The sequence below is a fragment of the Aeromonas sp. SCS5 genome (assembly GCF_001887375.1).
GTDB lineage: Bacteria > Pseudomonadota > Gammaproteobacteria > Enterobacterales > Aeromonadaceae > Aeromonas > Aeromonas jandaei.
On sequence record NZ_LFCS01000003.1, the window covers coordinates 526645 to 542963 of the forward strand.

The 16319-nt window shown below is 54.5% G+C and carries 8 protein-coding genes; 7 read left to right on the forward strand and 1 reads right to left on the reverse strand.

The window, feature by feature from the left end; translation table 11 throughout:
- Positions 1-8: 8 nt before the first annotated feature.
- Positions 9-4466, reverse strand: a complete 4458-nt coding sequence (gltB, locus tag BS300_RS05590; protein WP_071911323.1) for a glutamate synthase large subunit — start codon at positions 4464-4466, stop codon at positions 9-11.
- 612 nt (positions 4467-5078) lie between these two features.
- Here gltB and BS300_RS05595 point away from each other — a divergent pair.
- The 7 genes from BS300_RS05595 to BS300_RS21035 all read left to right on the forward strand — a co-directional run.
- Positions 5079-6008, forward strand: coding sequence for a TIGR01212 family radical SAM protein (locus BS300_RS05595; protein WP_071911325.1), 930 nt, complete (start codon positions 5079-5081; stop codon positions 6006-6008).
- Positions 6009-6366: 358 nt separating this feature from the next.
- Positions 6367-8511, forward strand: a complete 2145-nt coding sequence (locus BS300_RS05600; protein WP_042033157.1) for a type I secretion system permease/ATPase — start codon at positions 6367-6369, stop codon at positions 8509-8511.
- Positions 8504-9937 carry an HlyD family type I secretion periplasmic adaptor subunit gene (locus BS300_RS05605; protein WP_071911327.1) on the forward strand — a complete coding sequence of 478 codons (1434 nt, stop codon included), beginning with the start codon at positions 8504-8506 and terminating at the stop codon, positions 9935-9937. The genes BS300_RS05600 and BS300_RS05605 overlap by 8 nt, the downstream gene beginning before the upstream one ends.
- Positions 9938-9974: 37 nt before the next feature.
- Positions 9975-11303: a TolC family outer membrane protein gene (locus BS300_RS05610; protein WP_071911329.1), complete on the forward strand. Its 1329-nt coding sequence runs from the start codon at positions 9975-9977 to the stop codon at positions 11301-11303.
- Between the two features lie 197 nt (positions 11304-11500).
- On the forward strand, positions 11501-12187 hold the full coding sequence (locus BS300_RS05615; RefSeq protein ID WP_165791334.1) for a transglutaminase-like cysteine peptidase: 687 nt from the start codon (positions 11501-11503) through the stop codon (positions 12185-12187).
- A 3-nt stretch (positions 12188-12190) separates the two neighbouring features.
- Complete coding sequence (locus tag BS300_RS05620) at positions 12191-14116, forward strand: EAL domain-containing protein (RefSeq protein ID WP_071911331.1); 1926 nt, start codon at positions 12191-12193, stop codon at positions 14114-14116.
- A 269-nt stretch (positions 14117-14385) separates the two neighbouring features.
- The coding region (locus tag BS300_RS21035; protein WP_071911333.1) for a retention module-containing protein at positions 14386-16319 on the forward strand (1934 nt) is incomplete at its 3' end.

The window sequence follows — 16319 nt, forward strand, 5'->3', positions numbered from 1 at the left end:
TTCCCTCCTTATTGCGCCTGGATTCTGAGTTCTGCACTGGAACGGCTGGTGTGACCCAGCAGCGATTTCACGTCGCTGGACTTGGGTTTGATCAGCCTGAACTTGGGCACATAGGAGTCGAAGTTGGCCAGGATCTCCTCGGCGCGCGAGCTGCCGGTCTCATTGAGGTGCGCCGTGATGATGCCGCGCAGGTGCTCCTGATGGATGGCGAGATCCGCCACGTCCAGCAGTTCCACCAGCTCGGGGTTGGTGCGCTTGGCGAAGTTGCCGCACTCGTCGAGCACGTAGGCAAAGCCCCCGGTCATGCCCGCCGCAAAGTTGACGCCGGTCTGACCGAGCACGGTGACGATGCCGCCGGTCATGTATTCACAGCCGTTGTCGCCAATCCCCTCGACCACCGCCAGGGCGCCGGAGTTGCGCACCGCGAAACGCTCGCCGGCAGTGCCTGCTGCGTAGAGTTTGCCGCCGGTGGCGCCGTAGAGGCAGGTGTTGCCGATGATGGCCGCTTCATGGGATTTGAACGCCACGCCGACATGGGGCTTGATCACCAGCTTGCCGCCGGTCATCCCCTTGCCCACATAGTCGTTGGCGTCACCGGTGAGGATCATCTCAAGGCCACCCGCGTTCCAGACGCCGAAGCTCTGGCCAGCGGTGCCGTTGAAGTGCACCTTGACCGGATCGGCCGCCATCCCCTGATTGCCGTGACGTTTGACGATCTCGCCGGACAGACGCGCACCCACCGAGCGGTCGGTGTTGCGAATGTCGTAGCGGAACTCGCCGCCGCTGGCGGTCTCGACCGCTTCCAGCAGGTCTTCCACCATCTTGAGGTTGAGCGGCCCCTTGTCGAAGGTGGGGTTGTGCTGCTGGCTGAACAGGCTGGATCCTGCCGGTGCCACCGGACGGGCCAGAATGCCGGAGAGATCCAGCTTGGCCTGACGGGCGGTGAGGCCGGGCAGGGCCTCCAGCAGATCGGTGCGGCCAATCAGGTCGGTCAGCTGGGTGACGCCGAGCTGGGCCATCAGCTCGCGGGTCTCTTCGGCGATGAACTTGAAGTAGTTCATCACCATCTCCGGCAGGCCGGTGAAGTGCTCGCGACGCAGCTTCTCATCCTGAGTGGCAACGCCGGTGGCACAGTTGTTCAGGTGGCAGATCCGCAGGTATTTGCAACCGAGCGCAACCATGGGGCCGGTGCCAAAACCGAAGCTCTCGGCGCCGAGGATGGCCGCCTTGATGATGTCGAGACCAGTTTTGAGACCACCATCCACCTGCAGCCGCACCTTGTGGCGCAGACCGTTGGCGACCAGCGCCTGTTGGGTCTCGGCCAGACCCAGCTCCCACGGGGAGCCGGCATATTTGACCGAGGTGAGGGGGCTGGCACCGGTACCGCCGTCATAACCGGAGATGGTGATGAAGTCGGCATAGGCCTTGGCCACGCCGCAGGCAATGGTGCCAACGCCGGGTTCGGAGACCAGTTTCACCGACACCAGACAGCTTGGGTTGATCTGCTTGATGTCGAAGATGAGCTGGGCCAGATCCTCGATAGAGTAAATGTCGTGGTGCGGCGGCGGTGAAATCAGGGTCACGCCGGGCACGGAATAACGCAGCTGGGCGATCTGGGCAGTCACCTTGTCACCGGGCAGCTGGCCACCCTCGCCGGGCTTGGCGCCCTGCGCCACCTTGATCTGCACCACATCGGCGTTCATCAGGTAGTGGGGGGTGACGCCAAAGCGACCGGAAGCCACCTGCTTGATGCGGGAGTTCTTCTCGGTACCGAAGCGCTTGGGATCTTCGCCCCCTTCGCCGGAGTTGCTCTGACCGCCGAGGCGGTTCATGGCAACAGCCAGCGCCTCGTGGGCCTCGGGGCCGAGGGCACCGATGGACATGGCGGCGGAGTCGAAGCGGGGGAACAGCTTGTCGGCTGGCTCCACCTGATCCAGTGCGACCGGATTGTCGACCTTCTTCAGGGCCAACAGGTCACGCAAGGTAGAGACCGGGCGTTCGTTGACCAGACGGGCGTACTCCTTGTAATCGGCATAGTTGCCGGAGCGCACCGCGGTTTGCAGGGTCTGCACCACATCCGGGTTGTAGGTGTGGTACTCACCGCCGTGAACGAACTTGAGCAGGCCGCCGTGGGCGAGGGGCTTGCGGGCCAGCCAGGCCTGACGGGCCAGCTTGAGCTGATCCTGCTGGATGTCGGCAAAGTCGGCGCCCTGAATACGGCTCGACACGCCACGGAAACAGGTCTCGACCACGGCTTTGGCCAGACCCACCGCTTCAAACAGCTGGGAGCAGCGGTAGCTGGCGACCGTGCTGATGCCCATCTTGGACATCACCTTGTAGAGCCCCTTGTTGATGCCGTTGCGGTAGTTGACCATCGCCTGGCGCAGGGGCATGGCGAGCACCCCCTCTTCAACCTGTTTGGCCAAGGTTTCGTAGGCCAGATAGGGGTAGATGGCTGTTGCGCCAAAGCCCAGCAACACCGAGAAGTGGTGCGGATCGCGCACGCTCGCGGTCTCCACCAGAATGTTGGCGTCACAGCGCAGGTTGTTGTCCACCAGAGTACGCTGCACCGCACCCACCGCCATGGCGGCCGGGATGGGCAGGGTATCGATGCTGATGTCGCGATCCGACAGCACCAGCAGCACGGTACCGCTCCTGGCGGCAGCCTTGGCCTCCTCGCAGATGCGCAGGATGGCGGCCTCCAGTCCCTCTTCGGGCTTGAAGTTGAGGCTGATCACCTTGTGCCGGTAGTACTCTCCCTCCAGTGCCAGCAGCTGGTGGAAATCGGAGTAGAGCAGGATCGGTGACTGGAACAGCACCCGGTGGGCGTGGCCAAAGGTCTCGTTGAAGACGTTCTGCTCGCGACCGATACAGGTGGCGAGCGACATCACGTGGTTCTCCCGCAGCGGATCGATGGGCGGGTTGGTCACCTGCGCAAACATCTGACGGAAGTAGTCATAAAGGGTGCGTGCGCTGGAAGAGAGTACCGCCATCGGGGTGTCATCCCCCATGGATCCCACCGCTTCCTGACCATTTTCACCGAGAACCCGGATGATCTGGTCCAGCTCCTCGAAGGAGTAGCCAAACAGCTTCTGATAGGTTTTCAGCTGCTCATCGGAGAACTCGCGGCTACCGGTCTGGCTGTCGTCCATCTGCTCGAAGGGGACCAGCCGGCGGCAATGTTTGTCCATCCACTGCTTGTAGGTGTGGCGGCTCTTGAGATCGTCATCGATCTCGAAGCTGGTCCACACCTTGCCGTTGCTGGTATCCACCACGAACAGCTCGCCCGGGCCGACCCGGCCCTTCTCCAGCACTTCGTCCGGGGTGTAGTCCCAGGTGCCAACTTCGGAGGCCAGCGTGATGAACTTGTCCTTGGTGATGACGTAGCGGGCCGGACGCAGGCCGTTTCTGTCAAGCGCGCAGGTGGCGTAGCGGCCATCGGTCATGACGATACCGGCCGGGCCATCCCACGGCTCCATGTGCATGGAGTTGAAGTCGTAGAAGGCTCGCAGGTCGTCATCCATGTTCGGATGTTTTTGCCATGCAGGCGGGATCAACAGACGCATGGCGCGGAACAGGTCCATGCCACCGGCGAGGAAGAGATCCAGCATGTTGTCGAGGCTGGAGGAGTCCGACCCCGTGGTATTGACGAAGGGGGCGGCTTCCTGCAGATCGGGAATGAGCGGAGTAGCGAACTTGTAGCTGCGCGCTTTGGCCCACTGGCGGTTGCCGGCGATAGTGTTGATCTCGCCGTTGTGGGCCAGATAGCGGAACGGCTGGGCCAGCGGCCAGCGCGGGCTGGTGTTGGTGGAGAAGCGCTGGTGGAAGACGCAGATGGCTGCCTGCATACGGATGTCGGCGAGATCCAGATAGAAGCGCGGCAAGTCCACCGGCATGCACAGCCCTTTATAGACGGTGACCAGATTGGAGAGGCTGACCACATAGAAGTAGTCGTCGTTGACGCGCTTTTCGATGCGGCGACGCACGATATAGAGGCGGCGCTCGAGATCCTTGTCGACCCAGCCGGGCGGGGCGTTGACAAAGACCTGTTCAATACTGGGCAGGGAGGCTTTGGCGATAGTACCGAGTACGTTGGTATCGACGGGCACCTTGCGCCAGCCGACCAGACTCAGGGTCTCTTTTTCCAGCTCCTCGTCGATGATGTCGCGAGTTGCCTGGGCCAATACGGGGTCAGGGTTGAGAAACAGCATGCCGACCGCATAGTTGCGGCCAAGGTGCCATCCCTTCTCCTCTGCGACAGCTCTGAAGAAGCTGTCCGGTTTTTGCAGCAACAGGCCACAACCGTCGCCGGTCTTGCCATCGGCGGAGATCCCGCCGCGGTGCTGCATGCGAGCCAATGCTGACATCGCGAGACGGACAAGCTTGTGGCTGGCTTCCCCTTCCATGTGGGCCAACAGGCCGAAGCCACAGTTATCCCTCTCCAGCTTTGGATCATATAGTGACATTGCATATCTCCCTTGCTCGGCCTTGCATCGCACAGTCATCGTCTGACTGCATAAATTGCGACTGGCTCTTGTGGTTCCGTCTGCCTGACGTGGCGAATCTCCAAACTAATGGGATTTTTCAGCAAGGTCAATTGGACTTCCGGGCTCTTTGCAATGTTACATTCACATAACAAAATATGGATTTGCGGCGATGAATTACGTCTTGTTTTATTTTTATTCTGATTAAAATGTTTTTTTTGGATTAATAGTCTGCATATACTCGTTTTGGTGGTTTACTCCATGGGTATCGAGAACTGTAGTAATTTTACCAAATCATGGATGCCAAGGACGAAGGTGATCACATTTCACAATCCTGTCTCTTGCATTTGCCCGCAAGCCGTACTCTTAAATTTTTTCTTTGTTCAACAATAGTTTATATCCCATTGCGGATATGGTTGCTGGCGCAGCCCCGTGGCAGGCAAGGTCTCAAAAGCATCAATAATCGGCCGATATCATATATTTATCTGCAAAATGGTGAATATTTATATGAATTCTGACCCTTTCTTCCCTTGATCCAGCTCAGCGCCGTATTTGCGCAAGCTCGTACAATGGCGCTCCTTTAGCGGAGGTGTCATGCAGTTACACGAACTCGTCAATACATTCGGTCAGGATCTCAAGCAGCGTCATGGCCAGAAGATCCACAAGCTCTCCATTCACGGCGCCTTCACCTGCCCAAACCGGGACGGTACCCTGGGCCGTGGCGGATGCACCTTCTGCAATGTCTCTTCCTTCGCCGATGAATCGGCCCAGCAGCTATCTGTGGTGCAGCAACTGCTGGCCCGTCGGGATGAGGTGACCCGTGCCAAGCGTTATCTTGCCTACTTTCAGGCCTATACCAGCACCTATGCCGAGGTCGAGTATCTGCAGCGGATGTATGAAGAGGCGCTGTCGGTGAGCGATATGGTGGGACTTTGTGTCGGCACTCGTCCTGATTGTGTACCGGATGCCGTATTGGATCTGCTGGCGGGCTATCAGGCCCGGGGCTACGAGGTTTGGCTGGAGCTCGGGCTGCAAAGCGCCAACGACAAGACTTTGCAACGGATCAACCGGGGTCACGGTTATGCTGCCTATGTGGATGCAGTGACGCGGGCTCATCAGCGCGGTATCAAGGTGTGTGCCCATCTGATCGTCGGTCTGCCGGGCGAGGTGCCGATGGATAGCCTCGATACCCTGCATCGCATCGTGGAAACCGGAGTTGAGGGGATCAAGCTCCATCCGCTTCATGTGGTCGAGGGCAGTACCCTTGGCAAGGCATGGCAGGCGGGTCGGCTTGAGGTATTGACGCTGGAGCAGTATGTGGAAACCGCTGTCGCCATGATCCAGCACACACCACCCGAGGTGGTATATCACCGCATTTCGGCCTCAGCTCGTCGCCCGACTCTGCTGGCTCCGGTCTGGTGTGAAAATCGCTGGACGGCCATGAGTGAGATTGCCAAGGCCCTCGCAAGCCAGGGGCCACAAGGGTACGCACTGGGAAGACCCTTTATGCTTTCTGAGCTGTAGTTGAGCGGAGAGTTACTATTTTCCCATAAAACATAGGCTTATATAAAAAGCTTCATAGATTTAGCTATAGTCTTGGTGCGTACGGATTGATATAGTGATGCACCATAATAGATATCGCTATCAATTACGTTCAGCCACATTTAATGATGAGCTAAACGTCAGCAGAGTATTTCACTCGCTCTTTTATCGATAATGAGCCATGCCGCTGTTTAGAACGAACCGGGTTAACGACCCCGGATGCGCCGTTCCCCTCCGCGGTATTGCCAGTGGCGGCAGTTGTTCTTGATCTGGATTGGCAAGAACAGGTTCTGGTGGCAGCGGGGTTATCTCGACCTCATTCATGCAGTGACAGGATGCTATGCAAGCAGAAACAAGTCGTATTGATGAGTTATTGGAGTGTCTGGTCTTTCTGACCCGCTTTTACGGCGTGCCAAACAGTCAGGATGCCCTGACGACCGGTTTACCCTTGGTATCGGGGCGTCTGACCACGTCGCTTTTTGGTCGTGCTGCCGAGCGGGGAGGTCTGTCTGCCCGTGAAGTCATTCAGCCGCTTGATGAGATCTCTCCGCTGCTGCTGCCCTGCGTGCTACAGATGCGCAATGGCGGCGCCTGTATTTTGCTGGAATGGAATGAAGATCGAAGCCAGGGAAAAGTGATTTTTCCGCAGGCCGGGGATGCGACCCAGTGGGTTGCGGTCGCCCAGCTGGGGGACGAATATATCGGGCGCCTCTTCTATGTGAAGAAACAGTTCAAGTTTGATGAACGTTCGCCCAAGGTGCTGGAAACCCGTGACGGTCACTGGTTCTGGAGTACCTTGTTTGAATCCCGCGGAATTTATCGTGATGTATTGATCGCATCCATTCTGATAAACCTGTTCGCAATAGCCAGCCCGCTCTTCACCATGAACGTCTACGACAAGATTGTACCCAATCTGGCGTTTGACTCGCTCTGGGTGCTGGCTGTGGGTGCCATGGTTGTTTTTACCTTCGACTATGTGATGCGGCAGCTGCGCAGTTACTTCATTGATATCGCCGGCAAAAAGTCGGATGTACTGCTCTCTGCGAAGATTTTTGCCAAGGTGATGGGCATGCGGATGGAGTCTCGTCCTGCCTCAACCGGTGCTTTTGCCAAACATTTGCAGGAGTTTGAGTCGGTACGGGAGTTTTTTACTTCGGCAACTGTTTCAACGCTGATTGATCTTCCCTTCGCCATCTTCTTCCTCTTTATTATCTGGATCTTTGCCGGTGCCATGGTGGTGGTGCCGATTGTTGCCATGCTGATTTTGATCGCTTACAGCTTCTATATTCAGGAGCCGCTCAAGAAGTCGATTGAAGAGGGATCGCGGCTGGCTTCCCAGAAAAATGCCAACCTGATCGAAAGTATTTCGGGCCTTGAGACTGTGAAGATTTTTGGTGCCGAAAGCATGTTCCAGCATCGCTGGGAGCAGGCGGTATCCCATATCTCTACCTGGGGCGTTCAGACCCGCCGCATCACCAACTCCATGTCGTCACTGGCGAGCTACATCCAGCAGGTGGTGACTGTCGGGTTGGTGATTGTCGGGGTTTACCAGATCTCCGAGGGCAATGTGACCATGGGGGGGATGATCGCGGCCGTGATGCTATCCAGCCGGGCTATCGCGCCCATGGTGCAGCTCTCTGTACTCTCGACCCGCTATAACCAGGCCAAGTCTGCGCTGGATATTCTGGAAAAGATCATGGTAACGCCGGGTGAGCAGGAGGAGGGAAAACAATATATCCATCATCCGGTTATCTCTGGCCGGATTGAGTTCGAGAATGTCTCCTTCAAATATCCGGGAATGGAGACCAGTACCCTGCACAATATCAATCTGCGCATCCAGCCGGGTGAGAAGGTGGCAATTATCGGCCGGATAGGTGCGGGTAAAACTACCCTCGAGAAGCTCTTGATGGGCCTCTATCGTCCGACTGATGGCTCGGTCAGAATCGATGGTTTTGAACTCGATCAGCTGCCACCCTCGGTGATTCGCCGCAATATTGGCTGTGTACCGCAGGATGTCGTGCTCTTTTTTGGTTCGGTGCGCGATAACATCATGCTGGGTAATCCGCTGGTGGACGATGTGCGGGTATTGCGCGCCGCCAAACGGGCTGGTGTGACCAACTTTACCAACCGGGATCCCAATGGTCTGGATCGGCAGATAGGTGAAGGTGGGCGCCAGCTTTCGGGTGGCCAGCGTCAGGCCATCCTGTTGGCACGAGCTCTGCTTAATGACCCGCCCATTCTGGTGATGGATGAACCGACCTCCAATATGGACAACCAGTCTGAAATGCTGGTTAAACAGGAGTTGGCCAGACTGGGTCCGGAAACGACCTTGATTCTCATCACCCACAAAACCTCCATGCTTGATGTCGCCTCCCGAGTGATAGTGATCGAGCAGGGGCAAATAGTGGCTGATGGCCCGAAAGAGGCGGTGTTGCAACAGCTCAAAGAGGGCAAGGTACGGCTGCAGGAGGTATCCCATGGCTAAGCGGTTGTTAGGCTGGTTCAAGGGATTAAAAAAGCACTCTTCCGATGAAGTGTTGCCAGCCCCCGAGCATCTTGCCTTTGTCGATGATGGTGCCGCAGCCGTTTTGCTGACGACACCGACCCGGGCGCGCATTCTGCTTTGGTGCTGCTTCTTCTTCTTTATGAGCGCGATTGTGTGGGCTGCCTGGGCAAAACTGGATGAGGTTACTGTAGGACAAGGCAAAGTCATCCCTTCTCGCCAGTTGCAGGTGATCCAGAACCTGGAAGGGGGGATCGTCAAGGAGATCTTCGTCAAAGAAGGCGACATCGTCGAAAAAGGCCAACCACTGCTACGTATTGATGACACTCGTTTTCGTTCCGATTTTCGCGAGCGTGAGCAGGAGCTGGTGACTCTTAAAGGGGACATTGCTCGGTTACATGCAGAAATGGCTAGCGTCGAGGTGAAAAACGAGCCGAATCTGGGATGGCGTGAACAGGTTGTAGTGGGCGAAGCACCCATTGAGTTTCCGGATGGTTATGAAACTGTCTTTGCCGAATATGCCAACCGTGAACGGTCGGTCCAGAAGGATCGTCTTAATAACCTGAAGAACCAGCTCTATATCCTAGGCCAGCAGATTGAGCAGAATGAGCAGGAACTGATTGAGCTCAACGCCAAAATCCGCACTGTCAATCGCAGCGTTGAGCTTGCAAGACAAGAGCTCAATATCAGCCGTCCGTTGGCGAAAGAGGGGATTGTGCCACAGGTTGAGCTGATCAAATTGGAGCGGCAGGTCAACGAAATGCAGGGGGAGCTTGAGAGTAACCATCTGCTGATCCCCAAGTTGAATGCGGTATTGCGTGAGACCATCTCCAAGCGCAACGACATTGCACTTAAGTTCAGGGCTGATTCGCAGACCGAGTTGAATGAAAAACAAGGCAGACTGGGGCAGTTGTCGGAAGGGCAGGTCGGATTGCGAGATCGGGTTGATCGCACCAGCGTGATTGCTCCGCTCAAAGGCACCATCAAGAAGCTCAAGGTCAACACTCTGGGCGGTGTTGTTCAACCCGGTATGGATTTGATGGAGATAGTTCCGCTGGAAGATACCCTGCTGGTGGAAGCCAAAGTATCTCCGAAAGATATAGCGTTCTTGCGGCCAGGACTTGATGCTGTAGTCAAGATCACCGCCTACGACTTCACCATCTATGGAGGCTTGCATGGTAAGGTTGAACAGATAAGTGCGGACTCGATCCAGGATGAAGAGGGGAACTCCTTCTATCTGGTTCGGGTGCGCACCGAGAAAAGTTACTTGGGCGATGAGCTTAATGCACTTCCCATCATCCCCGGTATGTTAGCCAGTGCAGATATAATTACTGGTAAAAAAAGTGTCCTAGACTATTTGCTTAAGCCGATATTACGGGCAAAACAGTCGGCACTGAGAGAACGATAAGCCAACAATCTAAAAACAAGACATGACTGGAGATAACATGAAAAAAACGATTGTTGCCATGCTGGTCAGTGGCGTAACTATGTTGCCAGCATTGGTGCAGGCCCAGACTCTGGAAGAGTCGGTAGGGCAGGCACTTGCGACTCATCCCAAGATCAAAGAGGCGTTTGATCTTTATCAGGCTCGTCTTTATCAGCATGATGGCGCCAAAGGGGGTTACTATCCCACCATCGATTTGCGCGGTGGCGTTGGCTACGAAAAAGTTGATAGCCCGACAACTCGAGCTGCTGGCTCCAACTCGACAACGATTGATGACTCCATGACTCGTAAAGAGGCGGGGATCAGTCTGCGTCAGATGCTTTTTGACGGTTTCAATGTCAGTAGCAATGTCTCCAGAACCGAGGCAGAGGCCAATGCCCAGCGTCTGGCGATGATCTCCGAAGCTGAAAATACGGCTCTGCGGGTGGCTGAGGTTTATCTCAATATGCTACGTCAGCAGGAAATTTTGGAGCTATCCAAGCAAAACCTCGAGACCCACGAGCAGATCCGCAGCGATATCCGCAAGCGTACTGACTCCGGCCTTGGTTCAACTGCTGACCAGACCCAGATCGATGGACGTGTGGCTCGGGCCTATTCCAACCAGGCTGCGGCAGAAAACAATTATCGTGATGCGGAAAGTGAATTTATTCGTGTCGTCAATGAGGTGCCAAAAGACCTGGTTCAACCGACACCGAATACAGAGCTGCTTCCGCCGTCACTCGAGAGTGCTTTGAAGACTGCTACCGAGGTTCACCCCACTCTGCTCTCCTCTTTGCAAGATATTGAAGCCGCCAAGTACCAGCATGAAGGTGCCAAGTCCGGTTTCTATCCTGATGTGACTTTTGAGGTCGATCAGAACTGGAACGAGGATATCAATGCTGTTAAAGGCCGTAACGACGATCTGACTGCCATGGTGCGGATGCGCTACAACCTGTTCCGTGGTGGTTCCGATGTGGCGCAAAGCAATGCGACATCCGCGCTTTACTCTCAGGCAAAAGACATTCATATGAATGCTTTCCGTCAAGTTGAAGAGGGAACTCGTCTTGCGTGGAACGCCAAAGAGTCACTGGCCAAACAGAAAACCTTCTTGAAAGAGCACGTAGATGCCAGCTATGACACTGTTCAGGCATACAAGAAGCAATTTGGTTTGGGACAGCGAACCTTGCTGGACGTATTGAACACCGAGAACGAACTGTTTGAAGCGCGCCGCAGCTATATCACAGCAGAGTACGACTCATTGCTGGCCGACTATCGCATTTTGAATGCGACGGGTAGCCTGCTTAATGCGTTCAACTTCAAACAGCCTACCGAGTGGCAGGCCAAGAAGTAAGTTGGTATTCAGTTGCCCTTTCTTGGTTAGGGTAACTGCAGGCAGGATGGCGGTACCGATAATGCCATCCTGTCTGGCTCAAACCGGTTGATTTGTGCAGGAGAGTTTCACCAACGATGCGGCAGGAAAATGATGTGGCTTTCTGGTTGTCATTTGTTGGTATTTCTCATGCCCGGTTTGGCGCTAGTCGCAGCTTGATGCGAATGGTGCGTGCTTCTCTGTGGTTATTCCTACTCCCTCTCTCTTTATTGCTCTCCGCCAGCCAACCGTTGACTCAGGAAGATATGCAGTTGATCAAACGCGCTGAGCAGACCTACGGCATTCGGGCCGGGAAGAGAGTCACTACCTGGCGCACACTGGTGCAGCAAAACAAGGATGCTGGATTAAGTGAACGCCAGAAGCTGGAAAAGGTGAATCAGTTCTTTAATCAGATGCGTTTTATTGACGATATAAAGTTGTGGCGTAAAAAAGATTATTGGGCGACACCATTGGAGTTTCTGGGGGCTTCCGGTGGTGATTGCGAAGATTTCAGTATTGCCAAGTATTCTACCTTGCTTGAACTCGGTATTCCGGATGAGAAAATGCGCATGGTATACGTCAAGGCACTCGACTATAACCAGTTTCATATGGTCGTAGCCTATTACGAAACACCATCGTCAGTTCCGGTTATATTGGACAATTTGATAGGCTCAATTCGTCCCGCTACCCAGCGGCATGACCTTGTGCCAGTTTTCAGTTTTAACGGTAGTCACTTGTGGTTGATGAAAGCGCGAGGCCAAGGGGAACTGGCTGGCGATTCATCCCGCTTGGGGCTATGGAATGATTTACGCAATCGCATGACATCAGGGCGATTGGCTCGGCCTGTGGTGAATTTGGATGATTAACCTATGACGCTCTACAGACAGTTATTGGCCACCATGTTGCTGTTGTTTGGATTGTTGTTTGCAGCCACCTATTGGGTGCAATTCAATTCGACACGCTCCTATCTTGCACAGCAGCAGGAAACAACGGTGATTAACACCGCGACGTCATTGGGGCTGGCTCTGACTCCCTATCTGGAAAACGGAGACAAAGTTGGTGCCGAGTCGGTGATCAAGGCGATATTTGACGGTGGTTATTATCGTATTGTGCGGCTTGATCTGCTTGCCTCGAAAGATGTGATTGAAGAGGAGAACAGCAGCCGTATTCAGGGCGTACCGGACTGGTTTATTAAGTTGGGATTATTTCCAGAAGTCTCCAACGAGTCGATTCTGACATCTGGTTGGCTACAGCTTGGCAAATTGAAGGTGGTCGGTCATCCGGGCCAGGCTTATCACGAGCTGTGGGTGGGCATGAGCGAATTGGCAACCTGGTTCGTGATTGGCTTTCTCATTACTACTATTTTGTTGATGCGAGCGCTGAATTTCCTGTTAAAGCCGCTCAAACAGATTTGTGACCAGGCCGTCGAGATTGAGTTGCACCATTTTGGTCATACCATCCCCGAACCTCGGACTCATGAGCTGAAGCAAGTTGTTCAGGCCATCAATATTCTCTCCGGCAAGCTGGCTGTGCAGTTCAAAGAACAGGCTGAAGAGGCAGAAAAACTGCGTGAGCGCGTCTATGTCGATGCGGTGTCCGGTTTGGGTAATCGAGCCTATTTTGTTGGCCAAGTAAATGCCTGGATTGCTGAAGCTGGTCAAGGCGGGGTTATGCTGGTTGCGGTGGATATGCTGGAAGATATCTACCGTGATGAAGGTTTCGCGGCTCGTGACAATATGGTCAAGTCCATCGCCCAAGTGTTGCGGGAACAGCTTAAGGGATGGGATGGCGCCGCTGTTGCACGAATTTCGGCAACTGAGTATGCATTGTTATGCCCGACTGATGATTTTGAGCAGCTCAAAGAACTGGCCGAGATTATTAACTCCCGTATTGCTGACTTGGTGGTTAATCCGATGGAGGAGGGTAACCCGCTCTCTGTTATCGGTATTGCGGGTCGTGATGGTAAAGATGATCTCTCAGCGCTGTTGACCAAGGCAGATAATGCACTGGGTAAAGCCCGTAATGAGCGTCGTGGAGCAGTTGTTATTGAAGGTGGGGATAGCCAGGGCATGATGGGGCGTCTGGCATGGCGAGATCTGGTGCAAGATGCGATTAACCGTCATCTATGGCGCTTCAAGGCACAACCCGCCTGCCGCTTTGATAATGGCTCGCGCATGCATGCCGAGCTGTTTGCCTCTATTTCGCGCGATGGAACGGATTACTTTGCAGGACAATTCTTGCCTGCTATTGAACAGTTCAAACTGGGGAGTGAATTTGACCAGGCTATCTTGGAGTCCAGTACCGGCTTGTTGCAACAAGATGCCGAGTTGACGCTGGCTATCAATATTACCGCTGGTTCACTTTGCTCTGATGATTTCCTGGCGTGGTTGCCAGAATTTCTCTCGGAGCATGTAAATCTGCAGGGGCGTCTGCTGTTTGAAATTCCGGAGGCGGCGATTGTGAAACATCGGGAGCAAGTGACGGCACTGGTTCAGGTATTGCGTCAGCTTGGTTTCGAATGGGGTGTTGATCATTATGGTCGCCACTTCCAGTCTCTCGGTTATCTGGAAGAGTTGGCCCCTGCTTATGTGAAGGTGGATCATGGCTATACCAGCCAGGTGATGGAGCCGGGGGCCGATACCTCCTTCCTTGCCGCTGTTTGTCGTGCAGCCCACAATGCCGGTGTTCTGACCATTGCCACGCGGGTGGAAGACCAGCAGCAAGTGGAGCTACTCTCCAAACTTCATATCGATGGATATCAGGGATTTGTCCACCCGGCATTCCCCCTATCCTGAAACGATGTTTTCTGAATCAAAGCGGCCTTCAGGGCCGCTTTTTATATTGTTCATAAAATCAATTTGTCATTAGTGAATGAAAAAGTGAATAAGGCCTCAATAAGGTCTTTTGCTAGTGTTTTGATATTAAAGGAAAAAACAGCTTCGTTCGATTTGGTTCATTCTTGAACATCCCTGTCCCGCCGATATATATATTTTTTGCAACGGTTAGAGTTGGCAAGTGCTTCTAAGGTGTATCCAGCGAGATCCGCCACCTTGGAGCAATTGATATGCGTACTCAAGTCATCGATAAAACCGTCGTTGTATCGGGTGTTGAAGGCAATGTAGAGATAGTGCTGGCTGATGGAACACAGCGCCCTCTGCAAAAAGGCGAGATTTTACAACCCGGTGCCAAATTGGTCATCGCCGATGATGCCAAGTTGGCCCTTTCGCCCTACGATGATTCCCCTGCAAAGAACCAGCCAACCGGTGCCGATGAGGCTCAACCCGATCAGCCGCAGGGTGGTACAAATGCCAATGGTGATGGAGCGCCTTCCGATATAGCGGCTTTGCAAAAATCAATCTTGCAAGGTGTTGACCCGACTCAAAACTTTGAAGCGTCAGCCGCAGGTGGTGCTCCTGCAGCCGGTGGTGGCGGTGGTGGGATTGGTGGGGTCGCTGGAACGAGTGGTAATGGTGGCTTTGTCACTATCGACCGTGTCGGAGATGCCACAATAGCTGCTGCCGGTTTTGATACAACCTACGATACGACACCTGTGCTTGATCAAGCTCAGGCTGCAGACCCGCTGTTGGTAAATGTACTGGCAGATCTGGATGAAACAGTGACTACCCAGGAGGATTCGCCTATCAGTGGCAATCTTCTGGATAACAGTACCAATCCTGACGGACCGGCTACCGCCACGATCGTCTCTTATGACTGGGGGGGCAATATCGGAGTTCCAGCTGGTGTTGCTGCAACAATTACCGGTGTTGGAACCCTGATCATCAATGCAGATGGCAGTTACACATTTACACCGGCAACCAACTATGACGGGGCGGTACCTGCTGTCACTTATCAAGTAACCGATGGGCAGGACACCGTATCGTCAACTCTTGTTATTACTATTACTCCGGTTGATGAAGGGGTAAATCTGCAAGGGTTGGCTGTTGAAGGTGGGGAAGTGCAGGTGAGTGATGCCAATCTGGCAGATGGCTCTGCACCAGATGCCGCTAAATTGACTCAAAGCGGCACATTTACCTTCAATGCTCCTGATGGGGTTCAGCTACTGAGTGTGGGGGGACTTCAGCTGATCAGTAATGGCGCAGTCGTGACCTTGCCGCAGTCGGTTGACACCCCTTTGGGTAACACATTGCAAATTACGGCCATCACCTACGATCCGGTTACGGGTAATGGCACAGTAACTTACAGCTATACCCTTCTTGATAACGAAGCTCATCAACAACCGGCCAACGACATTCAGTTGGGTGAAAACCTCGTAGTGACTCTGACGGACGATGATGGAGATACGACCAGCGCCACTCTGGATATTACAGTGCTGGATGATGTTCCAAGCCAGAGTGTGGGCGTGGCGGAAGAGGCTGATTTTGGCAGCCTGTCGGTGAACCTGGACGAGACTGTTGGCAAGGGAGACACCTACAACAGTAGCGATGTGGATGATGGTTACGTCAGTGACGATGTGAGCGGGGCTCTGGCACAGGCTACCACAGCGATCGCAGGCGGTCTGTTGTCGCTCTTTACCAGCAGTGGCAGCTATGGTGCCGATGGCGCAGGCAGTACGACAGGTAGCTTCAGTTTTGTGGGCGTGGGCAGCGAGGGTGTCGAGACCAACCTGTCGGCGACCGATGGCGGTGCGATTACTCTCAATGCCGTGAGCGCGACCGAGTTGCAAGGGGTGGACGGTGACGGTGATGTGGTGTTCAGCATCAAGATAGTGACCGTGGATGGCGTTGCGCAGCTGCAGACCACCCAGTTTGAGGCACTGTCTCACGCTAACACCGGCCTGTTTGATGAGTCGCTCTCACTGTTGTTGAGCGGCCAGAACTCTCTGGGTTTGCAATACAGCGTAACTCGGGTGGATGGCGATGGAGATAGCGTCACAGACAGCGCCACCGTCAGCTTAGTAGATAGCGAACGCTCGGTATTCAGCTTTGATGATGACGGCCCGCGAGCCGGGCTGGCAGAAGAAGCCCCGCGTCTGGGGGC

Bases quoted from the DNA above. Each gene is read 5' to 3' on its own strand.
- BS300_RS05615 (WP_165791334.1), top strand. From the start codon at position 11,501: ATGCGAATGGTGCGTGCTTCTCTGTGGTTATTCCTACTCCCTCTCTCT.
- gltB (WP_071911323.1), bottom strand. From the start codon at position 4,466: ATGTCACTATATGATCCAAAGCTGGAGAGGGATAACTGTGGCTTCGGC.
- BS300_RS05610 (WP_071911329.1), top strand. From the start codon at position 9,975: ATGAAAAAAACGATTGTTGCCATGCTGGTCAGTGGCGTAACTATGTTG.
- BS300_RS05605 (WP_071911327.1), top strand. From the start codon at position 8,504: ATGGCTAAGCGGTTGTTAGGCTGGTTCAAGGGATTAAAAAAGCACTCT.
- BS300_RS05620 (WP_071911331.1), top strand. From the start codon at position 12,191: ATGACGCTCTACAGACAGTTATTGGCCACCATGTTGCTGTTGTTTGGA.
- BS300_RS05595 (WP_071911325.1), top strand. From the start codon at position 5,079: ATGCAGTTACACGAACTCGTCAATACATTCGGTCAGGATCTCAAGCAG.
- BS300_RS05600 (WP_042033157.1), top strand. From the start codon at position 6,367: ATGCAAGCAGAAACAAGTCGTATTGATGAGTTATTGGAGTGTCTGGTC.